The organism is Bradyrhizobium sp. 141, from assembly GCF_023074055.1.
In the GTDB taxonomy this organism is placed as follows: domain Bacteria; phylum Pseudomonadota; class Alphaproteobacteria; order Rhizobiales; family Xanthobacteraceae; genus Bradyrhizobium.
On the sequence record NZ_JADPKR010000055.1, the window covers coordinates 45,869 to 72,522 of the forward strand.

General features: G+C 64.7%; 22 protein-coding genes and 1 pseudogene. 9 read left to right on the plus strand and 14 right to left on the minus strand.

Annotation, left to right across the window (positions count from 1 at the left end):
- Positions 1-139 precede the first annotated feature (139 nt).
- The 7 genes from IVA81_RS15790 to IVA81_RS15820 form a co-directional block, all read right to left on the minus strand.
- Complete coding sequence (locus IVA81_RS15790) at positions 140-556, minus strand: DUF2946 family protein (RefSeq protein WP_247319661.1); 417 nt, start codon at positions 554-556, stop codon at positions 140-142.
- Between the two features lie 178 nt (positions 557-734).
- Positions 735-4,667, minus strand: a complete 3,933-nt coding sequence (locus IVA81_RS15795; protein ID WP_247319663.1) for an autotransporter domain-containing protein — start codon at positions 4,665-4,667, stop codon at positions 735-737.
- A 348-nt stretch (positions 4,668-5,015) separates the two neighbouring features.
- Complete coding sequence (locus IVA81_RS15800; RefSeq protein ID WP_247319665.1) at positions 5,016-5,900, minus strand: LuxR family transcriptional regulator; 885 nt, start codon at positions 5,898-5,900, stop codon at positions 5,016-5,018.
- A 179-nt stretch (positions 5,901-6,079) separates the two neighbouring features.
- A complete protein-coding gene (locus IVA81_RS15805) occupies positions 6,080-8,143 on the minus strand; it encodes a hypothetical protein (RefSeq protein ID WP_247319667.1) in 2,064 nt (687 codons plus the stop codon).
- A gap of 67 nt (positions 8,144-8,210) precedes the next feature.
- Positions 8,211-11,015, minus strand: a complete 2,805-nt coding sequence (locus IVA81_RS15810) for a DUF4159 domain-containing protein (RefSeq protein ID WP_247319669.1) — start codon at positions 11,013-11,015, stop codon at positions 8,211-8,213.
- The gene (locus IVA81_RS15815; RefSeq protein WP_247319671.1) at positions 11,012-11,956 is read right to left on the minus strand and encodes a DUF58 domain-containing protein; all 945 of its coding nucleotides are present in this window, start codon (positions 11,954-11,956) and stop codon (positions 11,012-11,014) included. Before IVA81_RS15815 ends, IVA81_RS15810 begins: the two co-directional genes overlap by 4 nt.
- Positions 11,956-12,954 carry a MoxR family ATPase gene (locus tag IVA81_RS15820; RefSeq protein ID WP_247319681.1) on the minus strand — a complete coding sequence of 333 codons (999 nt, stop codon included), beginning with the start codon at positions 12,952-12,954 and terminating at the stop codon, positions 11,956-11,958. The genes IVA81_RS15815 and IVA81_RS15820 overlap by 1 nt, the downstream gene beginning before the upstream one ends.
- Positions 12,955-13,250: 296 nt before the next feature.
- On the opposite strand from IVA81_RS15820, the gene IVA81_RS15825 reads away from it, so the two are divergent.
- The 6 genes and pseudogenes from IVA81_RS15825 to IVA81_RS15850 all read left to right on the plus strand — a co-directional run bounded on the left by IVA81_RS15825 (position 13,251) and on the right by IVA81_RS15850 (position 18,016).
- Positions 13,251-13,862 carry a DUF1285 domain-containing protein gene (locus tag IVA81_RS15825; RefSeq protein ID WP_247319682.1) on the plus strand — a complete coding sequence of 204 codons (612 nt, stop codon included), beginning with the start codon at positions 13,251-13,253 and terminating at the stop codon, positions 13,860-13,862.
- Positions 13,859-14,530, plus strand: coding sequence for a CoA pyrophosphatase (locus IVA81_RS15830; protein ID WP_247319683.1), 672 nt, complete (start codon positions 13,859-13,861; stop codon positions 14,528-14,530). The genes IVA81_RS15825 and IVA81_RS15830 overlap by 4 nt, the downstream gene beginning before the upstream one ends.
- Positions 14,527-14,790, plus strand: a complete 264-nt coding sequence (locus IVA81_RS15835; RefSeq protein WP_247319684.1) for a DUF6111 family protein — start codon at positions 14,527-14,529, stop codon at positions 14,788-14,790. Before IVA81_RS15830 ends, IVA81_RS15835 begins: the two co-directional genes overlap by 4 nt.
- A 10-nt stretch (positions 14,791-14,800) precedes the next feature.
- Complete coding sequence (locus IVA81_RS15840; protein ID WP_247319685.1) at positions 14,801-16,069, plus strand: CCA tRNA nucleotidyltransferase; 1,269 nt, start codon at positions 14,801-14,803, stop codon at positions 16,067-16,069.
- Positions 16,066-16,834, plus strand: a pseudogene (locus IVA81_RS15845) (sulfite exporter TauE/SafE family protein). The gene IVA81_RS15840 and the pseudogene IVA81_RS15845 overlap by 4 nt, the downstream one beginning before the upstream one ends.
- A gap of 195 nt (positions 16,835-17,029) precedes the next feature.
- Positions 17,030-18,016, plus strand: coding sequence for an ABC transporter substrate-binding protein (locus IVA81_RS15850; protein WP_247319686.1), 987 nt, complete (start codon positions 17,030-17,032; stop codon positions 18,014-18,016).
- 191 nt (positions 18,017-18,207) lie between these two features.
- On the opposite strand, the gene IVA81_RS40475 is transcribed toward IVA81_RS15850, so the two are convergent.
- Positions 18,208-18,342 (minus strand): hypothetical protein, encoded by a 135-nt coding sequence (locus IVA81_RS40475; protein WP_256469338.1) that lies wholly within the window; start codon positions 18,340-18,342, stop codon positions 18,208-18,210.
- Positions 18,343-18,859: 517 nt separating this feature from the next.
- Between IVA81_RS40475 and IVA81_RS15855 the strand changes: the two genes are divergently transcribed.
- Positions 18,860-19,216, plus strand: coding sequence for a hypothetical protein (locus IVA81_RS15855; RefSeq protein WP_247319687.1), 357 nt, complete (start codon positions 18,860-18,862; stop codon positions 19,214-19,216).
- A 21-nt stretch (positions 19,217-19,237) separates the two neighbouring features.
- Here the strand turns inward: IVA81_RS15855 and IVA81_RS15860 are convergent, their stop codons facing one another.
- From IVA81_RS15860 to IVA81_RS15885, 6 genes are all read right to left on the minus strand, one after another.
- Positions 19,238-19,654, minus strand: a complete 417-nt coding sequence (locus IVA81_RS15860; RefSeq protein WP_247319694.1) for an SRPBCC family protein — start codon at positions 19,652-19,654, stop codon at positions 19,238-19,240.
- A gap of 512 nt (positions 19,655-20,166) precedes the next feature.
- Entirely contained in the window at positions 20,167-20,370 is a 204-nt protein-coding gene (locus IVA81_RS15865; RefSeq protein WP_247319695.1) for a DUF2158 domain-containing protein, read from the minus strand.
- Between the two features lie 431 nt (positions 20,371-20,801).
- Entirely contained in the window at positions 20,802-21,560 is a 759-nt protein-coding gene (locus tag IVA81_RS15870; RefSeq protein ID WP_247319696.1) for an HAD family hydrolase, read from the minus strand.
- The gene (hemF, locus tag IVA81_RS15875) at positions 21,551-22,438 is read right to left on the minus strand and encodes an oxygen-dependent coproporphyrinogen oxidase (RefSeq protein WP_247319697.1); all 888 of its coding nucleotides are present in this window, start codon (positions 22,436-22,438) and stop codon (positions 21,551-21,553) included. The genes IVA81_RS15870 and hemF overlap by 10 nt, the downstream gene beginning before the upstream one ends.
- Before the next feature lie 19 nt (positions 22,439-22,457).
- A complete protein-coding gene (gene queE, locus IVA81_RS15880; protein ID WP_247319698.1) occupies positions 22,458-23,090 on the minus strand; it encodes a 7-carboxy-7-deazaguanine synthase in 633 nt (210 codons plus the stop codon).
- A 17-nt stretch (positions 23,091-23,107) separates the two neighbouring features.
- Positions 23,108-23,566 carry a tRNA (cytidine(34)-2'-O)-methyltransferase gene (locus tag IVA81_RS15885; protein ID WP_247319852.1) on the minus strand — a complete coding sequence of 153 codons (459 nt, stop codon included), beginning with the start codon at positions 23,564-23,566 and terminating at the stop codon, positions 23,108-23,110.
- A 277-nt stretch (positions 23,567-23,843) separates the two neighbouring features.
- Between IVA81_RS15885 and petA the strand changes: the two genes are divergently transcribed.
- Positions 23,844-24,374, plus strand: a complete 531-nt coding sequence (petA, locus tag IVA81_RS15890; RefSeq protein ID WP_246921823.1) for a ubiquinol-cytochrome c reductase iron-sulfur subunit — start codon at positions 23,844-23,846, stop codon at positions 24,372-24,374.
- Between the two features lie 62 nt (positions 24,375-24,436).
- Positions 24,437-26,509, plus strand: a complete 2,073-nt coding sequence (gene fbcH / locus IVA81_RS15895) for a cytochrome b/c1 (RefSeq protein WP_247319699.1) — start codon at positions 24,437-24,439, stop codon at positions 26,507-26,509.
- The last annotated feature ends 145 nt before the right edge of the window (positions 26,510-26,654 follow it).

The following is a 26,654-nucleotide window of genomic DNA, read 5'->3' on the forward strand; positions in this document are numbered from 1 at the left end:
CCTGATTCCAGCCAGGCCGCCCGCATGTTGTTTGTTGATGGGAGGCGGCCCGCCGTCGCATGGCGACGGAATTCGACTTCAACTTCTCCCAGGCATTCGCCGATGCGCGGCGAGGCTGGGCGTGATCAAACGTTGGAGATCAGGACGCGGGAGGGGCGCGGGGCTGGAATGCCGTGCCGGCCGATTTCAGATGGATGAATTCGGCATCCGTGGTGCGGTGGAGCAGGTCGATCGCCTGCGGCAGCAACAGCACGGGCGGCGTTGCCGATACGACGGTGGCCGCCATCGCGACGACGGCGCAGATGGCACAATTGTCCTCGCCCGGGTGCTCGCGGTCGGGGCTTGAGGGCGATTGCTTCTGGACCGCGGCCCGGTCAGTGGCAGCCACGCCCTTGGCGCTGTCCTTGGCGCCGTCGGTCTGCTGCAGCGAGGATTGAGCAAGGGGAGCCGCCTGGGCGAACCAATGGCTGTGGCCGAACGTCAGCGCGAACTGCACCAGCATCGCGAACAACGCGAGCCGGGCGCCGTGCCTGGTATTCGACCGGAACCACTTCATCTGAAAACGCCACCCCGCATCGCGAGGCATCATCCCCTGATCCTGCGATGTTATAATGTAACATCGCAGGAACGAGGAACGGATGTCAACCGTGAGCGGACCTGTCGGCGCGGGCCGTCGATCTGATGTGTCGTTGGGGCAACTAAAACATGATCCAGCAGGACGGTCGCGCGGCGGGTCAGAACTGGTAGACGAAGCGGGCCTTTGCGGCGTGGGAGCTTGCAGGTCCGGAAACGCGGCCGGAATAGCTCACGCCGAGCATGGCATTCGTCGTGATCAGCGCATCGGCGCTGGCTTCGGCTGCGAGCGCGTCGGCGGCAATCGGGACGCCGGATATGCCGAAGGGGCCGGGGCTATCGGCAAACGCCATGGCGGACAGCGGGGCGGAATGGGTCCATGCGCGCTGCCAGCCCAGCGATGCCGCGACGACGATCGGCCACGGAGCTGCGGCAAGGACCTTGCTGCCGCGGGCGCCGAGCGTGGTGTAGGCGGTGTCGTTGGAGGCTCCGCCAACGCGCAGGGCAGCTGGGCCACCGGCCTCGGTGAACGAACCGGTCGAGGCGCGAACGTATGCGGCGTTCACGAAGGCTTCGAGCGCCAGCTGCGTCACCGGCACGCGCCAGGCGGCTTCAGCGAACGCTTGACCGGTCGACCCGTGATAGCTTGCGCGTGCGAAATCGCCGAACGTACCAAAGGCGATGGTGCGGGTGGTCGTGATGTCGTGCCGTGCGTAGGCAAGGCCGCCCTTGAACGCGAAGGCGCCAACCTGCGTGCCGCCATAGACGGCCAAGTGAGCAGTGTCGATGGTGCCGTTGGACGCGCGGGCCGCAACCGACGTGCTCGTGCTGCCGCCGCCTGCGGCGAAGCCAAACCGCCATCTGTTGTTCAACGTCACATCGACGCCGCCGAAACCTCCGCCGGTGTTGTAACGAATCGTGGCCGCGTTGCCGTCGCCGTCCCGCTGCGCCCAATTGCCGTAACCCTGGGCCCATGCGGAGTAGACCGGCTGCGCCGGCTCGGCGCGGATCGGCCATCGTGGTTCGGCCTTCAGGTTGCGTCGCTGGTCCTTGGTATAGCCGAGCGCCGCATCGGCCTCCTCCGCAACCAAATTCGCGGTCGTCGAGGGCAGCAGCGAAGGCGTCGAGGCAATCTGCGAGAGTCGGCCGAGGATCGCATCGCGGATGAAGCGACTATCCTCGATCATTGCGGTGCGCAGGCTCGGGTGAATTTCGCCGGATGCCAGATCGAACGCGTTGCGCGCCTGATCCGGCGTCAGGAATAGCGCCGCGAGAACCAGCGGATTGGTCAGGCCGAGCAGTGCGATGCCGCTGCCGGCGGCTCGCTGGTTCGGCGTGTTGCCGATCGCGGCAAAGTCGACGCTGTTGCGCGTCAACGTCAGATAGACGTTGCTGGGATCGTAGGTCAGCGCCGGAGCGAGGAACGCGAAGTTCGATGTCACCGCATCATAGGTGCCGGTGCGTGCGCCGGTCGATGTCAGAATGGTGTAGACGGTCGTCGGGTTGTAGGCGCCAGAACCGGCGAGCACGCGAACGGTGCCGCCGTTGATGGTCGCCGTGCCGTTCACCAGAATGAGGTCGGACTGTCCCGCCGTATTGACCTCGACATTGTAGAACGAGCCTACGTTCTGTACGTACGGGCCGTTGACGTTGAGTGTGCCGATCGAATTGCCGGGCGCGATGGTGCCGCCAACCGTCGTCTGCCCGACCGTGCCCGTGCCGCCGAGTGTGCCGTTGGAATTGACTGTCGCGACGCTGTTCGACAGATCGCCGTTGACCGTGAGAAGGCCGTCATTCACGGTCGTCGTGCCGGTATACGCCGAGCTGTTGCCGCTCATGATCAGCGAGCCCGTACCTTGCTTGATGAACGCGCCGTTGCCGGTCAGATTGCCCTGGAACGTGCGGTCCAGATTGTTGCCGACGGTCAACGATCCTGCGCCGATGGCCGCCGTGCCGGGTCCGCCAAATGCACCGACGGTCTGGCTGAATCCCGCGAGATTGAATGTGGCCCCGCCAAAGATGAACAGGCTCCCTGTCGAGGCCAGGCGATTGCTGGTGCCCAGCGTCAGCGTGCCTTGCGCAACCGACGTACCGCCCGTGTAGGTGTTTGCCGCCGACAGCGTGAGGGTTCCCGCGCCGGTCTTGGTGACGCTGCCTGTGCCGGAAATCACATTCCCGAACGTGAAAGAGTTGGAGCGGTAGAAGGTAAGAAACGCGTTGTTGACGATGTTGCCGCTGATCGACCCCGTGGTGCCGCCCGTGCCGATTTGCAAGGTACCGGCCGAAATGGTCGTGGTGCCGGTGTACGTGTTGGCGCCGGACAGGGTGAGCAGGTTGTTGCCGAGCTTTTCGAATGTTCCGTTGCCGGAGATGGCCCCGGCGTAGGTTGTGATCGACGAGAGATTGACGGCCATCGCACCGTTGTTGGTGACGTTGCCGGAGATGAGACCCGTTGTGCCGCCATTGCCGAATTGCGCCGTCGCGCCGGCCGCGATGTTTGTCGTCCCCGTGTACGTGTTGTTGCCAGGGAGGATCGTCGTGCCGGACAGAAAGTTGACGGTGCCGGCGCCGCCCTGGATGCTTGGAGCGAACAGATAATTGTTCGAGGTATGATTGAAGTTGATCGTGCCGGTCGCGCCCGTTGCGAACACGACGTTTGTCGCGTTGAGCGTACCGGCTGCTGCCGCCGGACTGGCTGCGGCAGCGCCGATATTGAGCGTCGCCTGGCTGCCAGCGGCGCCGCCGAGAACAACGGAAATCGGACCGGTTGAATTGATGTTCACCGTACCGCCGTCGGCGATAGTGAGTGTGGCGTTGCTGGTCGACGCGCTTCCGATTGCCAAGCCTTGCGGTTGACTACCAGGAACAGAGGGGACGTCGAGGACTGTCCAGACCGACCCGGCTCCGGTGACAAGCGCGGTGCCGGTACCGCGCTCGCCGACCTGGGTATAACCGGTCGTCAGCGCACCGCCATTGCTGACGGTGATGTTGCCGGTCGTGCCCGCATTGTATGCAACATAGACGTCGTAAGGCGTGGTGAACGATGAGCTCGCGCCGGTCACGACCAGCGAGCCGGTCGAGCCCGACGCGATGCCCATGCGAAGCTGCATGAATTGGCCGTTGGTGACGGCGGCGCTATCCCTGACCGTGACTTTGCCGCCGTTGGAGACGGTGAGCGTGCCGGTGCCGTTGATCTTGCTGCCGATGCCGACCACGCCCTGGGACGAGCCAGCGGAGTTACCAACAATCTCCCATTGCGATCCTGCGCCGGTCACCGTGGCATTGCCGCCGAGGGATACGGTGGGAATGAGAGTGTTGCTGCTGGTTGACGTGACTTTCGCGCCGCTGGAAACGTTCACCGCGCCGGTGCCAATCGTGCCGATGTTCAGCGTGCCGGTGGTCCAGGTCGTTCCTGCGCCGGCGATATTCGCCGTGCCGACACCAGTGGCATTGCTGGATCCGATGAAGGTCAAACCGCTGCTAGAACCGGTCGATCCGTTGTTGAGATTGAGCGTTCCGTTGCCCCGTTCGCCGATGGTCATCGCCCCGGTGGTCATGGTGGCATTGGAGACGGTGAGGGTGCCGGTGGCGGTGGACGTGAAGTAGCCGATGGTTGTCCCGCCCGTCGTGAGCGATGCGCCATTCGTGATGTTGACCTGACCGTTGGTGTTCGCGTCCGCAGCGATGAACAGCGAGCCTGGATTGAATCGCGAGTTGGCGCCGGTCGCGGTGATCGTACCCGCCGAATTGGGGCTGTCGGCGGCCGTGGCGGTGCCGGTGGTCGACAGCAGGCCGCCGTTCGTGATGTTGACCGTGCCCGTGCCGAGAATTCCGGCAAACAGCGATGTCGCTGCAAGGGTGCCGCCCGCAACGTTCAACGTGCCGCTCTGGCCGCCGGCGCTGCCGAGGTCGACGCGTCCCGCGACCGCGCCGGGGGCGTTGATCGTCGCAGGATTCGGCGTGCCCGCGTTGTTGATCGTCACAGCCGTGGCCGAACCGGGGACAGCCGTGGGATTCCAGTTTCCTGCCGTGAACCAGTCTGCCGAAACCGTGCCGAGCCAGTCGGCCGCAACGGCCGGCGAAACGACGAACAAGTGCCCGCCAAGCACGTGCTGGCTAGCAGCCAATGGAATCGACGCGCAAACAAGCCCTCCGGCTGCGGTCGGGACATGTCCCGGCGCAGCTTCTGTATACCCGCCATAACACCCCCAGAATCCCGAATTTCGAAGAAGATCTAACGGTGGAGGGCCGCCGGCTGCACCTATCTGATCAGACAGGTTGCGGATGTTTGGCTCTATAAAGGCCCGAGCAGTGTCAATCGCGCCACAGCTTCGATGCTGAACTCGGTTCGAGTTTTCCTGGTTTCCACGAAGGACGCGCAGCGCCGAGCTGAAATGCCCAAAACCTGAGCAATCCCCCTCAGGGATCGCCGCTTGGCTGCGTTACATCAAGCCGTGCATCACGAGCAGCGCAACGGCTTCCGTGCGCGTCGATTTCTTCAGCTTCTTCTTGGCATTCTCGACATGGAAGTGAACCGTGGATTCGGAGATGTCGAGCACTTGGGCGATTTCCCAGTCGGACTTGCCGACAGCGACCCACTTCATGCATTCGAGTTCGCGCGCGGTCATGACAGGTACGGGCTCCGGCGAAACGCCGAATCCGAGGGTGTGACGGCAGGCTTCGTGGATCGATCGCGCAGCCAGTTCCAACCGCCCCCGCTCGCCCGGTGACAACGCGAGTTTCGAGCGCGCCAACATGCTGACGAGTCCCTGATACCCGGCCGGACCGTGGACCGGTACACACAGTCCATCGACCCAGCCGTGATCGTACGCGAATTGATAGAGCGCCTTCGACTCTGCAGGCAGATGCGGATCGGAATAGACCTCGTCCCAAACGAATGGCGTCATCCGCCGCCGGGCGGCAAATACGAGCGGGTCGCGGCGTTCGAGATTTTGCTCGGCATAGAGCTGAATGACGTTCTCCGGCCAATCGACGAAGAAGAAGCGGGTCGATCGTTGTTCGCCGACGCCATGCCACGCACCGCAGGCGGAGGCATCGAAGCCATAGCCGAGGATCACGCGCTTGAACTGCTCGATCAACTCCTCAATGGGAGCGTCGCCGGCGCAGGCATCGACAAATGCAAAAACGGATTCAGTCGTCATTCCAAAATACAATTCGAAAAAAATTCGTTCGCAATAAAACGCGCCATCAAACGGACGCGTGAATTCATCCCCTGTCAAGTAAAATGTCTGCAGGAGATGACGGAAGGCTAAAGCAAGATCCGGAAACGTGTGAAGCGGTTCTCCGAAAAGATCATGCTCAAACAACGACTAAAGCGGGATGACGATTCATCCAAATCTCATCGCGCTTTGGTCGTTCAAGCTCAGACCAAGGTGCGACGGGTTAGACGTCGAACGGAGACCGATTGGCGGCGATGCGCTCTCCATTCCCGCAAGGGAGGGAGAACGCACCGCCATCGCTGTGGTCATCCCATCGCGCTTGGGGATCAGCGCCCCTCGCGCACCCACGTCGCCGCGAAGGCGCCGAGCAGCAGCAACAGGCCGATCACGCCGGCGAAGATCGGCAGCACGCCGACACCTTTCACCACGCTGGCATCCCGCATCCGCACGCCCATCCAGCCGTCGCCATGGAACATGCCCACCGAGCGCACCGGCAGGATGCGCGGCAGCTCGACGCTTGAGCCACTGGCCACGCGGACGGCGTCGCCGCCGGTCGCCTGGGTCAGCGGCTTCAACGTGTCGGTGGTGGAGGTGACTTCCGAAAATTCTTTCGGATTGGTCGGGCCGACATTGATCAGCGCCTTCAGCGTGCCGTCGGTCGCCTGCCACAGGCCGAGCTCGCTCGCGGGAAGGCTGGCGCGCCATTCGCCGGGATCGCCGGGGCTCAGCGTCAAATCGTTCGACACGCCTGACGGCGAGGTCACGCTCACCGGCTGGACGCTGTCGGCCATCGTCTGACGCACCACGACGAGGTCCTTGCCCTGCACCTGCAGACGCAGCGCCTCTTCATCGAGGTCCGGCTGCTTCATCAGCCAGTGCGACATCCGCCTGAGCAGATCGAGATGCGGGCCGCCGCCCTCATAGCCGCGGGCCCACAGCCAGATGTGGTCGGAGAGCAAGAGCGCGACGCGGCCCTCGCCGAAGCGCGACAGGAAGAGGAGCGGTTTGCCGTCGGCCCCCGTCATCACCGGCGGGTTGACGGAATTGCGGGTGTCGACCGTCCTGAAGAAGCGGCTCCAGCGCGGCGGCTCGCTTCCGGAGCCCTCCAGGGCGCGCGTGACGGGGTGGCGTTTGCCGATGTCGGACAGATGCGCATAGAACGGCTTTTCCGTCACGCCGACGGGTTCGGCCGGCAGCACCGTATCCAGCGGCGTGCGCCAGATGCTGGTGTTGGAGGCGTAGTCGGGTCCGGCCGAGACCAGCACCGCGCCGCCCGAGCGGACATAGCGCGCGATGTTGTCGAAATAGGCGATCGGCAGCACGCCCTGACGGGCGTAGCGATCGAAGATGATCAGCTGGAATTCGTTGATCTTCTGCTGGAACAATTCGCGGGTCGGAAACGCGATCAGCGACAATTCGTTGATCGGCGTGCCGTCCTGCTTCTCCGGCGGACGCAGAATGGTGAAATGCACGAGGTCGACGCTGGCGTCGGACTTCAAGAGGTTGCGCCAGGTGCGCTCGCCGGAATGCGGCTCGCCCGAGACCAGCAGCACGCGCAGCTTGTCGCGAACGCCATCGATGGCGACGACGGCACGGTTGTTCACCGGCGTCAATTCGCGTTCGAGCGGCGAGGCCTCGATCTCGACGATGTTCGGCCCGGCATGCTTGATGTCGACGTCCACACTCGCGGCCTGACCGCTCGACAGCGTGCGCTCGTTGATGACCTCGCCGTCCCTGCGGACCGTGACCTTGGCGCGCTCGCCGGTGACCCCCTGGTCGTCGAGGCGGTAGCTGATGGTCTGGGTCTGGCCGACGATGCCGAAGCGCGGCGCGGCCGTGATCGCGATGCGGCGGTCGCGCTCGTCCTTCTGCCCGGTAACCAACGCGTGCACCGGCGCCTGGAAGCCGAGCGCGGCGGCGTTCGCCGGAATGTCGTGGACGCGGCCGTCGGTGATCAGGAACGCGCCGGCGACGCGGTCGACCGGCACGTCCGACAAGGTCGAGGCGAGGGCGCCGAACAGCTTTGTGCCGTCGGTCTCGCCGTCGGCCTGTCCGGCGTCGACGACGCGAACTTCGAGACCCTTGATCTTCTTCAGGCTGTCGACCAGCGCCTCCTGCGCCTGCGCGGCCTCACGATTGCGGTTGCCGAAATTCTGGCTCGGGCTCTTGTCGACGACGACGGCGGCAACCGAGGTGAGGGGATCGCGGTCCTCGCGGGTGAAGGAGGGATTGGAGAGCGCCAGCAGGAACAGCGCCAGCGCGGCGACGCGCACGGCGGCGCCGCGTGCGCGCGCGAGCAGCAGCACGAGCGCGACGACGACGATCGCGGCGAGCGCGAGCCAGAGGACGATCGAGGGGACAAGCGGCGTGAACGCGATGCCGTAATTCATGGCGGACTTCTATTCGTTGTGAGCATGATCTCGCCGGAAAACCGGCTTCCACTTTTCCGGATCATGCTCATTGCCCCAGCCGTTCGATCAGCGCCGGTGCGTGCACCTGGTCGGCCTTGTAATTGCCGGTCAGGGTGTACATCACGATGTTGGCGCCGGCGCGGTAGGCGAATTCGCGCTGGCGGGTGTCGCCGCCGGTCACCGGCAGCATGGCCTGGCCGTCGGGCCGCACCGCCCAGGCGCCGGCAAGATCGTTCGAGGTGATGATGATCGGCGAGACGCCGTCGCCGCCGCGCGCCGGCCGCTGCGCGCTGTCCTCATCCTCGTCGCGCGGCAGGGTCTCGACCCAGGTCTGGCCGGTGACGAAGCGGCCGGGGAAGTCGCGCAGCAGATAGAAGGTCTTGGTCAGCACGTGCTCGCGCGGCACCGGCTCGAGCTCGGGCACGTCGAGCGACGACAGGATCCCGCGCAGCGTCTGCATGCCCGGGGTCTGCGCCGCGCCGTTCGCGCCGGGCGGTGCTTCGATCGCGTCGCGCGTGTCGAACAGCACGGTGCCGCCCTGCTTCATGTAGGCGTCGATCTTGTTGATGGCGTCCTGCGGCGGCTTGGGCGCGCCCGGCACGATCGGCCAGTAGATCAGCGGGAAGAAGGCGAGCTCGTCGCGCGCGGGATCGACCCCGACGGGATCGCCGGCCTCGAGCGCGGTGCGCTGGGCCAGGAACAGCGTCAGCCCGTTCATGCCGGCCTTGACGATGGAATCGACGTCGGCATTGCCCGTTACCACATAGGCGAGGCGGGTCTGCGACGTCGCCTTCATCGCGAAATCGTCCGCGGCGCCGTCGGCGCGCGACGGCGCCGGCGAGAGCGAGGTGAGCAGCAGGCCAAGGACGATCATCGCGGGCGCGGCGCGGCGGCGCAGCAGCGCGGCGATCCCGCCGCCGAGCACCGCGACGATGATGGCGTCGATCAGGAACAGCGCGAGCGCCGTCGACAGCAACCAGCCGCGCAAGTCCCGCGGCTCGGCATTGGTGTAGGTGGCGTGCCGGGCGCGCAGGCTCGCGGTATTGAGAGCCGCGATGCGGTCGGCGGCGGCAAGCGTGTTCACGGCGAGCGGTCCTTCGGCCGGACCATAGAAGCCCGGCGGATGATCGGGAGTGGCCCGGTCGCGGTAATCCGCGGGCAGGGGCTTTGCGGTCGCCGGCGGCGGGCCGAAGGCGCCGAAACCGTCGAGCATGTGCAGCGGCGCCACCGTTTCAGTGGTCGCTTCGCTGGCAACGCCGGCGCCGGGCTTGGACGTGTAGCCGGACATATCGACCACCCGCCGCAGCATTTCCACGAAGGTGCCGGACATCGGCAGATCCGACCAGCGCATGTCGGCGCTGACGTGGAACAGGCTGACCAGCCCCTTGCCGCGATGCTCGCCGGTCACCAGCGGCGTGCCGTCTTCCAGCGAGGCCCAGCTCTTGGTGGCGAGCACCGCGTCGGGCTCGGCCAGCACCTGGCGGCTCACGGTGACGTCCCTGGGGACCGCGACGCCAGCAAACGGACCGTCGGCGGCGAAGGAGGCCAGATGTTGCGGCTTCTCCCAGGTGAGACTGCCGCCGAGCGTGCGGCCGCCCTTGCGCAGCTTGACCGGGACGAGATCGTCTTCGGCCTGCGCCAGCCGGGGCCCTGCGAACCGCACCAGCACGCCGCCCTGGTCGATCCAAGCATTGAGGCGCTCGCGCAGCTCAGGGGCGATGGTGCCGACATCGGCGAGGATGATCATCGGCAGCTTCTGGTCCAAAAATTGGGTGATGCCCTGCTGCGGCGAGCCCTTGTCGGCGAGCCGCACGTCGGCGAACGGCGCCAGCGCGCGGGTGAGGTAGAAGGTCGGCGCCAGCAGCGGCTGCGCGGTCTCGCTGGTCGAGCTCGAGACGATGCCGATGGCGCGGCGGCGCCAGCGCTTGTCGAGCAGCTGAACCGCGCCGGCGGAGCGCTCGCCCGAGATCTCGAGCCGGGTGATGTCGTTGCGCAGCTCGACCGGCAGATCGAACGCGGCGTCGGTCTCCTTGTCCTGCGGACCGAACGTATAGCGCGCTTCTCCGATCGGCGAGGCCTTCTGGTCCAGCGCGCGCACGGTGCCGACAGCGATGCCGCTGTCGGTGCGCAGCACCTTCACCGTCATCCTGGCGGCGGCGTTCTCGGCCGCAACCAGCGCCAGCGGCGAGGAGGTGCCGCCTTCGAACACGGTCAGGCTGCGATCGCCGATGGTCTTGCCGAGGCCCTGCACGAAGTCCTCGCCGCGGCCGGTATCGACGCCATCGGACAGCCATGCGATCTCGCAATCGCCAGTGGCTTTCAGGAAGCGGTCGATTGCAGCCAGCGTCTCGACGCGGTCGATCGAATAGGGTTTTGGCGCGAGCTGGCGCAGCGCGACGCGCGCCGCGCCCGCCGGCATCAGGGTGATGTCGCGGTTCGGCTCGGACAGCGGCACCAGCGCGATGGCGCGGCGGTCGTTGTCGGCGTTGGCGATCAGCTCGTCGGCGGCCCTGATCCTGATGTCCCAATGCGAGGCCGCGCTCCAGCCGTCGTCGAACATGATCATCAGCGGCGCCTTGCTGCCGGCGAGGCCCGTTTGCGGATTCCAGATCGGGCCGGCGGCGGCGAAAATGACGAGCGCTGCAGCCAGGAGCCGCAATGCGGTCAGCCACCATGGCGTCCGCGAGGGCGTCTCTTCCCTTGGCGCAATGTCGAACAACAGGCGCGTCGGCGGAAACTCGATGCGGCGCGGCCGCGGCGGCATCACGCGCAGCAGCCACCACAGCACCGGAAGGCTGACGAGCCCGATCAGGAGCAGCGGTTGGGTGAAGGCGAGCGGCAGTCCCATCATGCGGCCGGCCCCACCTTGATCGTCGTGGTGCGGGCGCCCGACTTGCTCACCTGCATGCCGGCATGCAGGAACAGCAGCAGCTCGGCGGCGGAGCGATCGGTGGCGTGCGTCGTGAACAGCCAGTCCAGCTTGTTGGTTTCCGCGCGGATCTGGTCGCGGTGCAGCGCGAGCCGCGCGGTGTAATCCTGCGCCCAACTCTCCGCGCGGCCGGCGGTGATCACGCCGAACCCTTCGGGCTCGACGAACTCGACGCGGCCGGAATAGGGGAACGACTCTTCGGCGGGATCGACGATCTGCACCAGCGTGCCGTGCGCGCCGGAACCGGAGAGCCCTGCGAGGGTGGCCCTGATCTCTGATATCGGCGACCAGAAATCCGACAGCACGATCGTCTCTGCGAGCGCCGCAGGCACGAAGGACGGCGGCAGGCTGAGACGATCGGCGTCGTCATGCAGCATCGCCTGCGCCATCTTGTCGATGACGCTGCGGCTCGCCGTCGGCGCCATCAGCCCGGGAATGCCGACGCGTTCGCCGCCGGAGACCAGCAGTTCGGCCAGTGCGAACGCGACGATCAGGGTCCGTTCGAGCTTGGACTCGCGCGCGGATTTCGAGGCGAACGCCATCGAGGGCGAGCGGTCGGGCCAGATCCAGACCGTGTGCGAGGCTTCCCATTCGAGCTCGCGGACATAGAGATGGTCGTCGCGCGCCGAGCGCCGCCAGTCGACGTTCTGCGCCGGCTCGCCGGAGACGAAACGGCGATATTGCCAGAAATTCTCGCCGGAGCCGGCGCGGCGCCGTCCATGCAGGCCGTGGATGACGTTGGCGGCGATACGGCGGGCCTCGAGCACCAGGCGCGGCAAGGAAGCTGCGAGCGTGCGGCTTTCGCCATCGGCACGTCGGATCGCAATGATCTCCTTCGCCGCGTGCCCGTTCTCCGCTGCCATCAACCGATCCGTGTCTTCAATTGCCGGATCACGTCCGGAATCGTGCGGCCTTCGGCGCGCGCCTGGAAGGTCAGCGCCATGCGGTGCTTCAGCACGGGCTCGGCGAGGTCGAGGACGTCGTCGACCGAGGGCGCCAGGCGTCCGTCGATCAGCGCACGCGCGCGCACGGCCAGCATCAGCGATTGGCTGGCGCGCGGGCCGGGGCCCCAGGCGATGAACTTGCCGGCTTCGCCGGCGTCCGGACCGGGACGGGCCGAGCGCACCAGCGACAGGATCGCCTCCACCACGGAATCGCCGACCGGCAGGCGCCGGATCAGCCGCTGCGCGGTGATCAGCGCATCCGCGGTCATCGCTCCCCTCGCCAGCGTTTCCTCGGCGCCGGTGGTCTCGAACAGGATGCGGCGCTCGGCGTCGCGATCGGGATAGTCGACGTCGATCTCCATCAGGAAGCGGTCGAGCTGAGCTTCGGGCAGCGGATAGGTGCCTTCCTGCTCCAGCGGGTTCTGCGTCGCGAGCACGTGGAACGGCTTTGGCAGATCGTGGCGCGCGCCGGCGACGGTGATGTGCTGCTCCTGCATCGCCTGCAGCAGCGCCGACTGCGTGCGCGGGCTGGCGCGGTTGATCTCGTCCGCCATCAGCAGCTGCGCGAACACCGGACCCGAAATGAAGCGGAAGGCGCGCTTGCCGGCGGTGCTCTCATCCAGCACCTCGGCGCCGAGAATGTCCGACGGCATCAGGTCGGGCGTGAACTGAATGCGCTTGGCATCGAGACCGAGCGTGACGCCGAGCGTCTCGACCAGCTTGGTCTTGGCGAGACCGGGCACGCCGATCAGCAGCGCATGGCCGCCGGAGAGGATGGTGACCAGCGTGTTCTCGATCACGCGATCCTGGCCGAAGATGACGGATGCGATCGCCTCTTTCGCTGCGCGAATCTGGCCCGACACCTGCTCGGCCGAACGGACGATCCCGTCCTCGAGTTTCTCGACACTCTCCGCCATCCGTTCGCTCCTTCAGCCCGCCATGCGGCTTGCGTCATGATGTCATCGCATCACGCCAATTCATCACGCCACGTGATCACCGCCACGTCATCATGCTAGATCATGGGCCCTATGCTAGACTTGCAGGAAGGCCATGTATTCGTTGAATTAACCTATCCCCACCTTATCGGCTTCGGGTTATGTACGGCATCACGAAGTGGCGACCTCCCACACCGGACCAATCCGCGGTGGAACCGAGCGCCGATGTACAACGTAGACCTGCACCAATCGTGCCAAGGACAAAGTCAGGGCAAACCATGGCGAACCAAGGGCAGTGCGCCGATCGTGGTCTCGAGGGGCTGACTGCCGCGGCCAAAAGTGCTGCCGCTGCCGAAGGCGCCAAAAAGGGCCTGCCTCCGGTGCATCTGTGGAATCCGCCGTTTTGCGGCGATCTCGACATCCGAATCGCCTCCGATGGTACTTGGTTCTACATGGGGACGCCAATCGGGCGCCCCGCTCTGGTCCGGCTGTTTTCGACCATCCTGAAGCGCGAGGGCGACAAGCACTTCCTGGTCACGCCGGTCGAGAAGGTCGGCATCCGCGTCGATGATGCGCCGTTCATGGCGGTCGAGATGGTCAAGGATGGCGAGGGCAAGGATCGCGTGCTGCGCTTCCGCACCAATGTCGACGACTGGGTCGCCTGCGATGCCGCGCACCGGCTGCGCTTCGAGCAGGCCAGGGACGGCGGGCTGACGCCGTATTTGCATGTCCGCGCCGAGCTCTGGGCCAAGGTCACGCGGGCGCTCTATTACGATCTGGTTGACATGGGTGAGGAGCGGATGGTCGATGGCCAGCCGATGTTCGGCGTCGAATCATCAGGCGAATTCTTCGCCATGGCCGATGCGGAGCAGGTGAGGGCCGCGCTTTGAACAAGCCTATCCTGAAGAACGGTCCTGTTGCGATCGGCGCGGCGGATTTCTTTGCGCGCTCCCGGGCCAAGCTTGCTTTCGACGTGCCGCCCGGTCTCTACGATCCCAATATCATCCCGGCCTCGGGCGACCCCGGCACCGACAAGATGCTCGAGATCATCGCGCGCGAGCAACCGGTGCGGCCGGCGGCGGTCCTGATCGCGGTGGTCGACCATCCGGAGCCGACCATCCTGTTGACGCAGCGCTCGGCGCATCTGAACGACCATGCCGGCCAGATCGCCTTTCCCGGCGGCAAGATCGACGCGATCGACTCGTCACCGCTGGACGCCGCGCTGCGCGAGGCCGAGGAGGAAGTCGGGCTGTCCAGAGACTTTGTCGAGCCGCTCGGCTATCTCGATCTCTACGGCACGGGGTTCGGCTTCCGCATCCTGCCGACGGTCGCCAAAGTGCGACCGGGCTTTCAGCTCACCATCAACCATTCCGAGGTTGATGACGCGTTCGAGGTGCCGCTATCCTTCCTGATGAATCCGGTGAACCATCAGGTGCACAGCAAGGAATTCCGCGGCATGGAGCGCTCCTACTACGCGATGCCGTTCGCGGAACGCTACATCTGGGGTGCGACGGCCGGCATGCTGCGTGTGCTGTATGAGCGGATCTATTCATCATGATCCGGCCGGTTCTGACCGAGATCGGAATCTTCCTCATTCCCTTTGTCGTCTATGCGCTGTTCCTGGCCGCGACGCGGTCCGGCCTGTTCGCACGATCGTCCTGGCCGGTCACCATCGTCGCGCGCCTTGTCCTGGCGGCGCTCGTGCTGGTGATTGCCGGGCTGATCGGCTTTGCGCATTTCTCCGGCGCCGCCCCAGATTCGACCTACGTTCCCGCCCATATCGAGAACGGCCGGCTGGTGCCGGGCGTGGAAAAATAGGGGCAGCACGATGAGCGCGGAGCCGCTACTTGCGCCAATTCTTGCCGATGCGCCCTGGCTGATCTCTGGCGGGACCGCGCGCGTCCTGCGATTGCTCAACGCTGACGGCGAGGAGGCGCGGGTGGTCGGCGGCGCCGTGCGCAACGCGCTGCTCGGTCTCAAGCCCGGCGACATCGACATCGCGACCACGGCGCGGCCGGAGGAGGTGATGCGGCGCGCCAAGGTTGCCGGCATCAAGAGCGTGCCGACCGGCATCGATCACGGCACCATCACGCTGGTGATCGACAGTCACCCCTATGAAGTCACGACGCTGCGTGAGGACACCGAGACCTTCGGCCGCAAGGCCAAGGTCGCGTTCGGCCGCGACTGGGTGAAGGACGCCGAGCGGCGCGACTTCACCATGAACGGCCTGTCGGTCGATGCGGCAGGCGTCGTCTACGACCATGTTGGCGGCATCGCGGATGCGAAAGCGCGCCGCGTGCGCTTCATCGGCAATCCCGACCAGCGCATCGCCGAGGACTACTTGCGCATCCTGCGCTTCTTCCGCATCCACGCCGCCTTCGGCGCGGGCGAGCCCGACCGCGACGGCTATCTCGCCTGCATCCGGGGGCATGCGGGTCTTGCGAGCCTCTCGGCCGAGCGGGTGCGGATGGAGATGCTGAAGCTGCTGGTGACATCAGGCGCATCCGCGGCCGCGCTGGCCATGGCCGAGGGCGGATTGCTGCAGGCGCTGACCGGCGGCGTCGTCTATACCGGGCCGCTGACGACGATGATCGCGATCGAGCGCGAGCTCGGCCTCACTGCGAGCACCACGCGGCGCCTCGCTGCGCTGACCGTCGCCGTGACCGAAGATGCCAAGCGCGTCGCCGCGCGCTTGCGGCTGTCCAATGCCGAGACCAAGGCGCTGGATTCGATGGGCCACCGCTGGTGGCGCCTGGTCACCAAGGACGAGGCCAATGCACGGCGGCTGCTCTACCGGCTCGGGGCCGAGCGCTATCACGATCGTGTGTTGCTGGGATGGGCGCGGGCCGGCGGCGATGTCACCTCAATGCACTGGCGCGCGCTCGCCGAGCTGCCGCAGCGCTGGACTGCGCCGAAATTTCCGTTGAAGGCCGCCGACTTCATCACGCGCGGCCTGGCCGAAGGACCTGCGCTCGGACATGTGTTGACGCTCGCCGAGGACGCTTGGCTTGCGGCAGATTTTCCCCTAGATGAAGCCGCGCTCGCTTCCATCGCCGATCAAGCTGTGGCCCGCATCGGCCGCGACGAGAGAACGTGACCATCGTCTCAGCCTTCGCCGACATCGATTTTTCAGCTCCTGCTGGTCGCCTTGATGGCGTTGTTTGCATCGATCATCGGTGGTCTCGCTGGCTACGGCACCGGCGCCTTGATGCCGCTGGTGCTGGTGCCGCTGGTCGGCGCCGAGCCCGTGGTACCGATCATCGCGATCTCGGCGATGCTCACCAATTCGAGCCGCGCACTCGCCTATATCCGCTACGCCGACCGCCGCCGCGCGCTGATCGTGCTCGCCTGCGCAGGCTTGACGACGGCGCTCGGCGCCTACGGCTATACGCGGCTGACCAACGCGGGCGCGGCGCTCGTGATCGGCGCCATGCTGATCCTGAGCGTGCCGCTGCGCCGCGTGCTCCGCCGGCGAAGCGTGCGGATCGGCGACTCTGGCCTTGCCGCCGGCTCGGTCGGCTACGGCGTGCTGGTCGGCGGCACCTCCGGCTCCGGCGTGATCCTGCTCTCGCTCCTGATGGCCGCAGGGCTCGAAGGCGCCGCGGTGATCGCGACCGATGCGATGATCTCGCTCGGCACCGGCCTCATCAAGATCTCCGTGTTCGGCCTCGCCGGCGCCGTGACCGCGCAGGTGCTCGCCTTCGCGCTGCTGATCGGCGCGATCGCGATCCCCGGTGCGTTCCTGGCAAAAGCCTTTGTCGAGCGGATGCCGGTGCACATCCACTCCGCGATCCTCGATGTTGCGGTGATCACAGGCGGGATGGTGATGATCTCGGCGGCGGCGAGGCAACTCGTCGCGTAGATGATCCGCTCCAGTTGGCGTTTGCGCCTGGACCGTCAACCGGGCCTCGTTTTCGTAATGGTCGGCTTGGACAACCTTGACCCGGCCGAACCGACGCGATGACCTAAAGCCCACTTGAGCGTCTTGTCTCCGGTCGCTTTGTGGCCTCTAATATCCACGGTATGCCTGCCCCTCGAGCGCCGGTCGTGTCACCAGATGAGGCGACGTGATTTCATCACACTAGCTGCGGCAGGTGCCTTGGCATGCGCTGCGCAGGCGCAACGACCCAAACGGCAGGGACGCATTGCAATCGTTCTCCCCGGTTGGGACGACACGAACATCAATCCGGTCCAGGCTGAATTTTTGCAGGTGCTCGCACGCCACGGTTACGTCGAAGGGCGCAACCTGATGGTAGACCGCTATCCCGCCATGGGTGACATGACCCTTTTTCCGAGTCTGGCGGCGAGAGTCGTCGGCAATCACCCCGACGTAATTCTGACAGGGGCGCCCCCAATAACCTTGGCCCTGAAAACTGCGACCCAGAGGATTCCAATCGTTGCCATCATCGGCGATCCCGTAGCATTGGGGCTGGTGTCCAGTTTGGCGCGCCCCGGTGGAAACGTCACTGGTGTTACCGTCGATGCTGGCATCGAGCTGCACGGAAAGCGGCTATCCCTGTTGAAGGAAACCCGACCGAGTGCGACCCGGCTCGCCTACTTGTCCTCGTCCATAGCGATCAAGCAGCCTCAGGCGGCGATGGCTAAACAAGCCGCGGAATCACTCAATTTGTTCGTGCTGCACATAGACCTCGGAAATAGCTTGAACGAGGAAGCCTACAAGGCTGCGTCAGACACCGTTGCGAGGGAGGGGGCTGAGCTCTTGCTGCTCTCAGATGAGCCTCAGCATCTTCCGAACAGCAGGACTTTGGTTCATGTAGCAGGGAAAGCGCAAATCCCGGCCATGTACCCATTTCGGGAAATGGTCGTCGCAGGCGGCCTGATGGCCTACTACCGCGATTTGCTCGATGCGCTCCGGCAAGCTGCCGATCAGGTGGCCCAAATACTTGACGGCGGAAATCCTGCGGAGATGCCATTCCGTCAGCCTACTTCGTTCAAGTTGTCGATTAACGCCAAGGCAGCGCGAGAAATTGCTGTTGTCGTACCCCCGACCTTGCTCGCGAGCGCCGACGAGGTCATCGAGTAGCCAGCTCCCACAGTGCCCGAGCCCTAAGCCGAACGTCGCAAGAGCCGCCGCTTACGTCCGCTCTTTCGATTGCGGTCATTACGGTGTCATTCGCGTGGGCCTAGGCCCCGCCAACCGGCCTGAAGCGGGACGGGTAGTGCACTGTGACGGTAATCGAAGAACAGGCCGATCGTCGTTCATCCACATGGTGATCAATGCGCCTGTCCGACGGTCGCGGTCTTGTCGGGTTCGCCGTGACTCGCGGTATGCACGTCGCTGTCACCGACCCAGCGTGCAAGCATGATGGCCAGGGCAAACATGAACGCGATGATCGCTATGCGCTGCATGCGATGTAAATGCAGAATGGCCCTACAAGGTTGCCTCCCCGCCATGTCAGAGGTTCGAGGAACCGGTAGGCCGTCCATTATTGGAAGTGCAATCAAGGCGAAGGGGGCTCTGTTCCAAACGGAGCCTTTCACCGCGCAAAGGTGTTGCAGAGAGGAACCAGGGAGAACGGAGCAGGTTGCTTCGTCAACGACACAGGAGGACGCGCATGGATATGAAGGAAGCCTCGGCAATGACGGAAGCGTCCGGGCTGACGAACGAGCCCAGTGCTGTCAAGCAGTCGTCCGGCCGACCGTCGGCCTCGCCGCCGGAAAGAACGGGCCGTCGGCCGACTTCGTCGGACTTCGCGATGAAATGGGCCGACCAGTTGCGCGAGACAACTGTGAAGGCGCCTTTGCGCTCGCTCCTTGTCGCATTTCTTCTTGGAGCCTGGTTCGTGCGCCGGCACTAGGTTGCGAGCCTTCAAGGCGAGACGATCGACGGATCTCGAAACTTGCTGGTGATGGATGGAGGGGAAGGATGAAGCTCTTTGTGATCACGGTGGCCATCCTGCTAGGCGGCATCTCGTTCGCGATTGCGCAGAGTTCAGGAGGCGGTTCGGGTGGTTCGTCATCTGCTGGCGGTGCAACCGGGACAAGCGGCACAGGAGGCACAGGAGGTTCGACGCTTTCGAACGGTACCACGCTCAACGGAACAGGCGGTTCGCCAGGCCCTAACACGTCCAATGCCAAAAGCCACCGCACCACGGGTGAGAAACTCGGCGCGGCGGCTCCTGATCAGGACAGCGGTGGGTCTCGACCGACGTACAACACGCCAGCTGCAGACGCCGCCGTCCGGCAGCTTGGAAACACTAACCCTGGTATCCTGAAAAAGTAGAGCGGCGCGCTCCACCCGCCCTCACGACTTTTTCTGCTTCGCCTCGACATGTCGTGCGAAATTGTCGAGGATCGCCTGCCAACCGCCTTGCTGCTGCTCGACCGAATGCGTCGGTTCGCTATCGAAGACGACGCGGACGACGATGCCCTTCGGGCCGGGCACGAACTCGATCTCGGCTTTTCGATCGCCGAATGCGTATTCGATCCGCTCGTGTTCGACGATCTTCGTGTAGGTGCCGGCGAAGTCAAAGCCCATGCTGCCGTCCTTGGCCTCCATTCGGGACGAGAAGGCTCCGCCGTCTCGCAGCTCGACGGTAGCCTTCGTCGTATGCCAGTCCTCCGACGCGGTATTCCACGTCACGATATCGGCAGGCGTCGTATAGGCGTGCCAGACCTGATCGATAGGGGCTGCTACGCTGGTTTCGACGGTGATCCTCATGGGCATTGCTCCAGTTCGATTTCGACAGCTCGAGGTGACGACATCACCTGACGTTTGCAGGGTCCATCCACGGCGCTTCCGAGAAGTATCCATCCAAGGACGGTCGAGACTAGCTCGTGCCGACATGGTCGAGCCGTCGATGCGTCAAAAATACAAAAGAGTGGGCAGGGTGGGTTCCGGTCTTGGCTACACCAACGGAGTCTGGTCAGCTTTTGCAGCTTGTAAAAACGTATGCAACTACCAGACCTATGGCGACTGCCATACGGACGCGACGAAGTTGGGTTGGCGAGGCAACGATATCTAGTGGTATTGTTCAAGCATCGGCTTGAAGAACTGACCTCGCATCAAACTGCGCCGAGGCCGCCCCTCCATTAGCGGATACGTTCACCTGAGTGGCACCTGTTAGCCCTTCCACCACATCGAGCGATGTCCGCCGTTGTGCCATTGTTGGCAGAAGCGGCCATCAGGGCGCCGGAGCACTCCGGCCTGTCTAGGATGGGTCTTAGGGGTGGCTACTCTTCGTCCTCTTCTTCGTCTTCATCCTCGTCCTCTTCTTCTTCCACCTGCACGAGCGTGGCCAGCGGCAGCGTTTCGCGGAACAGGTCGCCTTCCATGCCCATCCAGAGGCAGAGCACGTCGTTCTCCTTCACCTCCGCAACCGTCAGCGGCTGGCCGCCGGATTTCAGCATCACGACATCGCCGGCTTTCAATTCCATGGATTGTTCCTTTCGAGTGATCGACTCGGAAGGGAACCTAGCAAGCGGTCATGACAGGCCGATCACGCAGGCCGGGCACGACGGGAAATTCCGCCGACGGGTTGGCGGAGCGGAGGGGCTATGAAGTCTGTTCAAATCAGAAGAGACCGTGATCAACGCTATCAGGCCGCGAAGCCCGCAGTCGCCAATCGGTCATGGTGACTAGCTGCTGGTCAGCAGCAGGCGCCTCATCCCAATTGCATCACGGTGCGCTGAGCAGGCGGATGCAGGTCACACGGAAGCCTGTCCATCGCAAATTCCGACGATGGCATTATGCCCCTGTTTTGCCCGACGCGTCAAACGGATTTCGTAAAATCCGCAAGTTCTTGATTTTGCAGCCCACGGCTACTTTGCATGGGGTTGTTCTTCAGTTTTTGTTTTGGCGACCCTGGTCAGGGCCGGCCCGGCACCAGTTCGGTCAGCGAGCGGATAATGCGGTCGGGCTTGACCGTCGAGCCTTCGGGCAGGCCGTCGCCATGCACGTCGATCCAGATCGAATAGATGCCGAGGCGCTGCGGGGTCACGACTTCCCATTCCAGATTGTCGCCGATCATCCAGGTGTCCTCGGCGGTGACGCCGAGCGCCTCCATCGCGTGCAGATAGGCGCGCTCCTCGGGCTTGCCGAAGCCGTGCTCGCCTTCAATCTGGATGTGGTGGAAACGGTGCGCCAGCTCGAAGCGCTCGACCTTGGCGCGCTGGGTGTTGGCGGCACCGTTGGTCACCAGCGCCAGCTTGATGCCGAGCGCCTTCAATTCGTCGATCGCTTCATGCGCGCCGGGGAAGACGAACATCTCCTCCTCGCGATAGGCGGTGAAGCGGTCGGCGAGGCGAACGGCGAGATCATCTGATAGTGCGCGATGGCCGGCGGCCGCGAGCGCGGCAAAACCACCCTTGACGGTCAGGTGCCGCGCCTCGGCGAGCTTCATCCGCCATGCGGCTTCGGCATTGGCCCAGAAGTTTCGCGCGAAGGCGAGCACGGCGGTTGCGACCAACGCTGGCGGCAGCGGCGCAAGCTCCTCGGCAAATTCGTTCGCAATCGTGTTCCAGGCGATCTCCGGCCGGCCATAGGCCGACAGGATGGTGTCGTCCATGTCGATCAGCATGGCGCGGGGGAGCAGCTTGGCGGCGGGCCGCATCGTCGTCATGGCCATTTCACCTCCGGCGGCATCGACGACAGAATCGAGTCCACATTGCCGCCGGTCTTGAGCCCGAAGATGGTGCCGCGATCATAGAGCAGGTTGAACTCGACATAGCGGCCCCGCCGGATCAATTGCTCCTCGCGGTCCGCAGCGGTCCAGGCGCTCGCGAAATTGCGCCTGACGATGTCAGGGTAGATCTTCAGGAAGGCGCGGCCGACATCCTGCGTGAAGGCGAGGTCGGCGTCCCAGTCGCCGCTGTCATGCCAGTCGTAGAAGATGCCGCCGATGCCGCGCGCCTCTTTGCGGTGCGGCAGGTAGAAATATTCGTCGCACCATGTCTTGTACTTGTCGTAATCGGAAACGCCGCTCGGCTGCGCACAGGCTTCTTTCATCGCGGCGTGGAAGGCGATCGTGTCGGCGTCGTCCTGCGTTCGCCGGCGATCCAGCACCGGCGTGAGGTCGGCGCCGCCGCCGAACCAGGCCTTGCTGGTGACGACGAAGCGGGTGTTCATGTGCACCGCAGGCACGTTCGGATTGCGCATATGCGCGATCAGCGAGATGCCGGAGGCCCAGAATTTTGGATCCTCTGCGGCGCCGGGGATCTGAGCCCGAAATTCGGGCGCGAACTCGCCATGCACGGTCGAGCAGTGCACGCCGACCTTCTCGAATAGCCGGCCATGCATCATCGACATCACGCCGCCACCTCCGGCCGCGCCGGTATGGTCGGTGCGCTGCCAAGGCGTGCGCTTGAAGCGGCCGGCTTCGCCCGGATAGAGGCTTTGCGGGGCGTCGTCCTCGAGCCGCTCGAAGCTCGCGCAGATGTCGTCGCGCAAGGCTTCGAACCAGGCGCGGGCACGGGCCTTGCGGTCTTCGATCGTCGATAGGTCCATCTGCATTCCCAGTCGCGTCCTATCTGATGCCGAGCGACTTATGCGTCTGCACGCTGAGCCGCCATTGCGGATGGCGCAGGCAATAATCGATCGCGCGCGCGGTGTTCTGGATCACCTCGGGTCCGTCCATCGGCTGCAGCGAGAAGCGCTCGAAGGCGAGGTCCTCGAAGGCTTCAGGCGCGGCGAGGGCCTGCGGATAGACCAGCTTCAGCTCGTGGCCCTGGCGCAGCACCAGCTCGCTGCCGCCCTTGGGGCTGACGCAGATCCAGTCGAGCCCCTCCGGCGCTTCGATCGTGCCGTTGGTCTCGACGCCGATCTCGAAGCCGCGCGCATGGAGCGCCTCGATCAGCGCGGCATCGACCTGGAGCAGCGGCTCGCCGCCGGTCAGCACCACGTAGCGGTTCGCATTGGATGCCATCCATTGGCCGGCGATGGTGTCGGCGAGCTCCGCGGCCGAGGCATAGCGGCCGCCGAGGGTGCCGTCGGTGCCGACGAAATCCGTGTCGCAGAACTTGCAGGTCGCATCCATGCGGTCCGCCTCGCGGCCGCTCCAGAGATTGCAGCCGGCAAAACGGCAGAACACGGACGCGCGCCCGGCATGGGCGCCTTCGCCTTGCAGGGTCAGGAAGATTTCCTTGACCGCGTAACTCAATTGTCTCTCCTCAACTGTCAGACTTGCAGGGCCCGGATCTGCCGCAGCGCCTCGCCGGCGGCCATCGCCGCGGTCATGGCCACATTGAGCGACCGCAGCCCCGCCTTGATCGGAATCACCAGCCGCGCATCCGCGGCCTCGACCACCGCGTCGGTGACGCCGGCGCTCTCGCGCCCGAATAGCAGGATGTCCGACGTCTGGTAACGGAAATCGCGATAGTCGGTGGCGCCCTTGGTGGTGAACAGCAGCAGGCGGTAGCCATGCAAGGCGCGCCAGTCCTCGAATTTTTGCCAGGAGTCGTGCCTGACGATGCTGACATGGCCGAGGTAGTCCATTCCCGCCCGGCGGAACGCGCGATCGGAGACGGGGAACCCGGCGGGTTCGATGATGTGGGCGGCCAGTCCCAGGCAGGCGCAGAGCCTGAGAATCGTGCCGGTGTTCTGAGGGATGTCGGGCTGGAAAAGCGCTATCTGCATCATGGGCGGCGGGTTGGTTGCGGGGGGAAATGTCTCAATAAAACATCGCCTGCCCGGGAATTCGTGCATTGCACGCTCCCGCGCCGATAGCGGGCTTGCGCTCGCCGGGCAAGGGTGCCAATAGAACGATTCTGGACTGCTGTTTCGCCTGTTTAGAGGTGGATAAGCGAAGTTCTGCCGCCGCGGGGGGCCGCGGGCGCCGGCAGCCTTTCCGGGGACCTCATGGGCGCCCCCTGGAGCGGTTCCACCGGTCGCATAAGAAGAAAGGGTTGGAATCGTGACGACAGCGTCTTCGGCGGACCATCCGACACGCCGTGATTTCTTATTCGTTGCAACCGGGGCAGCTGCAGCAGTAGGGGGCGCAGCCGCGCTCTGGCCCTTCATCTCCCAAATGAATCCTGATGCTTCGACCATCGCCGCCGGTGCGCCGATCGAGGTCGATCTCAGCCCGGTCGCCGAAGGCCAGGACATCAAGGTGTTCTGGCGCGGCAAGCCGATCTACATCAGCCACCGCACCAAGAAGCAGATCGACGAGGCGCGCGCCGTCAACGTGGCGAGCCTGCCCGATCCGCAGACCGACGAGGCCCGGGTCAAGTCGGGCCACGAGCAGTGGCTGGTCGTGATCGGCATCTGCACCCATCTCGGCTGCATCCCGATCGCTCATGAAGGCAGCTACGACGGCTTCTTCTGCCCCTGCCATGGTTCGCAGTACGATTCGTCCGGCCGCATCCGCCAGGGGCCCGCGCCCGCGAACCTGCCGGTGCCGCCGTACCAGTTCGTTTCCGACACCAAAATCCAGATCGGCTGAGCCTCGGACCCTCGTCTGAAGCTTCGCGCCGTCTCGTCGTACTATTTCCTCAGGATCGCATCATGAGCGGACCATCCGACTACCAGCCGAGCAATCCGGCCCTGCAATGGATCGAGCGGCGCCTGCCGATCTTCGGCCTCATGCACTCGTCGTTCGTCGCCTATCCCACCCCGCGCAACCTGAACTATTGGTGGACCTTCGGCGCCATCCTCTCCTTCATGCTGGGGATGCAGATCCTGACCGGCGTGATCCTGGCGATGCACTACACGCCGCATGCCGATCTCGCCTTCAAGTCGGTCGAGCTGATCGTCCGTGACGTGAACTACGGCTGGCTGCTGCGCAACATGCACGCGGTCGGCGCCTCGATGTTCTTCGTCGCGGTCTACGTCCATATGTTCCGCGGCCTTTACTACGGGTCGTACAAGGAGCCGCGCGAGGTGCTGTGGATCCTCGGCGTCATCATCTACCTCCTGATGATGGCGACCGGCTTCATGGGTTACGTGCTGCCGTGGGGCCAGATGAGCTTCTGGGGCGCCACCGTCATCACCAACCTGTTCTCCGCCATTCCCTACGTAGGCGAAAGCGTCGTGACGCTCTTGTGGGGCGGCTATTCGGTCGGCAACCCGACGCTGAACCGCTTCTTCTCGCTGCATTACCTGTTGCCGTTCCTGATCGCGGGCGTCGTCGTGCTCCACGTCTGGGCGCTGCACGTGGCCGGCCAGAACAATCCTGACGGCGTCGAGCCGAAGACGGAAAAGGACACGGTGCCGTTCACGCCGCATGCCACCATCAAGGACATGTTCGGCGTGGCCTGCTTCATGCTGCTCTACGCCTGGTTCATCTTCTACATGCCGAACTATCTCGGCGACGCCGACAACTACATTCCGGCGAACCCGGGCGTGACGCCGCCGCACATCGTGCCGGAATGGTATTACCTGCCGTTCTACGCGATCCTGCGCTCGATCCCGAACAAGCTGGCGGGCGTGATCGGGATGTTCGGAGCGATCATCATCCTCTGCTTCCTGCCTTGGCTGGACGCCGCCAAGACGAAGTCGTCGAAGTATCGCCCGCTCGCCAAGCAGTTCTTCTGGATCTTCGTCGTGGTCTGCATCCTGCTCGGCTATCTCGGCGCGCAGCCGCCGGAGGGCATCTACGTGATCGCCGGCCGGGTCCTGACCGTCTGCTACTTCGCCTACTTCCTGATCGTGCTGCCGCTGCTCTCGCGCATCGAGAAGCCGCGGCCGGTGCCGAACTCGATCTCGGATGCGGTGCTGGCCAAGACTGGCAGCAGGTCGACGCCGATGGTCTCGACCGCGATCATGCTGGCGCTCGCCGGCTCGTTGTTCGCGGGCTCGATCGACAGTGCGAAGGCGTCCGAAGGCAGCGACACGCCTCCGGGCAACAAATGGTCGTTCTCAGGCCCTTTCGGTAAGTTCGACCGCGGTGCGTTGCAGCGCGGCCTGAAGGTCTACAAGGAGGTCTGTGCGAGCTGCCACGGCCTGTCCTACATCGCCTTCCGCAACCTCGCCGAAGCAGGCGGACCAAGCTATTCAGTGGCGCAGGCGGCAGCCTTCGCTTCGGAGTACAAGGTCAAGGACGGCCCGAACGATGCGGGTGACATGTTCGAGCGTGCGGGGCGCCCAGCGGATTATTTCCCGTCGCCGTTCCCGAACGAGCAGGCCGCGCGTGCGGCGAACGGCGGCGCCGCGCCGCCCGACCTCTCCCTGATCACCAAGGCGCGCTCGTATAAGCGCGGCTTCCCCTGGTTCATCATCGACTTCTTCAGCCAGTATCAGGAGCAGGGCCCGGACTACGTCGCGGCGGTGCTTCAGGGCTACGAAGACAAGGCGCCGGAAGGCGTGACCATCCCGGAGGGCTCCTACTACAACAAATACTTCCCCGGCCACGCCATCAAGATGCCGAAGCCGCTGAGCGATGGCCAGGTCACCTTCGACGACGGCTCGCCCGCCACAGTGGCGCAATATGCCAAGGACGTCACCACGTTCTTGATGTGGACCGCCGAGCCGCACATGGAAGCGCGCAAGCGCCTCGGATTCCAGGTCTTCGTGTTCCTGATCCTCTTTGCAGGTCTGATGTACTTCACCAAGAAGAAGGTCTGGGCCAGCTCCCACTGAGGCGGCGCGAGACGAGAAACTGAAGAAGCCCCCGCAAGGGGGCTTTTTTGTTGGCGTCGCCGGTGTCCCGGACGCGCTGCAGCGTGCAACGCTGCTGCGCAGAGCCGGGACCCAGCGTGCTCGTGGCTGGGCCCGGATCAGCAAC

Coding starts and splice junctions, on each gene's coding strand:
- IVA81_RS15840 (WP_247319685.1), top strand. CDS start 14,801: ATGAGCGCGGAGCCGCTACTTGCGCCAATTCTTGCCGATGCGCCCTGG.
- hemF (WP_247319697.1), bottom strand. CDS start 22,438: ATGGACCTATCGACGATCGAAGACCGCAAGGCCCGTGCCCGCGCCTGG.
- fbcH (WP_247319699.1), top strand. CDS start 24,437: ATGAGCGGACCATCCGACTACCAGCCGAGCAATCCGGCCCTGCAATGG.
- IVA81_RS15805 (WP_247319667.1), bottom strand. CDS start 8,143: ATGAATTACGGCATCGCGTTCACGCCGCTTGTCCCCTCGATCGTCCTC.
- IVA81_RS15815 (WP_247319671.1), bottom strand. CDS start 11,956: ATGGCAGCGGAGAACGGGCACGCGGCGAAGGAGATCATTGCGATCCGA.
- IVA81_RS15835 (WP_247319684.1), top strand. CDS start 14,527: ATGATCCGGCCGGTTCTGACCGAGATCGGAATCTTCCTCATTCCCTTT.
- IVA81_RS15870 (WP_247319696.1), bottom strand. CDS start 21,560: ATGGCCATGACGACGATGCGGCCCGCCGCCAAGCTGCTCCCCCGCGCC.
- IVA81_RS15855 (WP_247319687.1), top strand. CDS start 18,860: ATGAAGCTCTTTGTGATCACGGTGGCCATCCTGCTAGGCGGCATCTCG.
- IVA81_RS15825 (WP_247319682.1), top strand. CDS start 13,251: ATGGCGAACCAAGGGCAGTGCGCCGATCGTGGTCTCGAGGGGCTGACT.
- IVA81_RS15860 (WP_247319694.1), bottom strand. CDS start 19,654: ATGAGGATCACCGTCGAAACCAGCGTAGCAGCCCCTATCGATCAGGTC.
- IVA81_RS15885 (WP_247319852.1), bottom strand. CDS start 23,566: ATGCAGATAGCGCTTTTCCAGCCCGACATCCCTCAGAACACCGGCACG.
- IVA81_RS15810 (WP_247319669.1), bottom strand. CDS start 11,015: ATGATGGGACTGCCGCTCGCCTTCACCCAACCGCTGCTCCTGATCGGG.
- IVA81_RS15790 (WP_247319661.1), bottom strand. CDS start 556: ATGAAGTGGTTCCGGTCGAATACCAGGCACGGCGCCCGGCTCGCGTTG.
- IVA81_RS15865 (WP_247319695.1), bottom strand. CDS start 20,370: ATGGAATTGAAAGCCGGCGATGTCGTGATGCTGAAATCCGGCGGCCAG.
- IVA81_RS15850 (WP_247319686.1), top strand. CDS start 17,030: ATGAGGCGACGTGATTTCATCACACTAGCTGCGGCAGGTGCCTTGGCA.
- IVA81_RS15820 (WP_247319681.1), bottom strand. CDS start 12,954: ATGGCGGAGAGTGTCGAGAAACTCGAGGACGGGATCGTCCGTTCGGCC.
- IVA81_RS40475 (WP_256469338.1), bottom strand. CDS start 18,342: ATGCAGCGCATAGCGATCATCGCGTTCATGTTTGCCCTGGCCATCATG.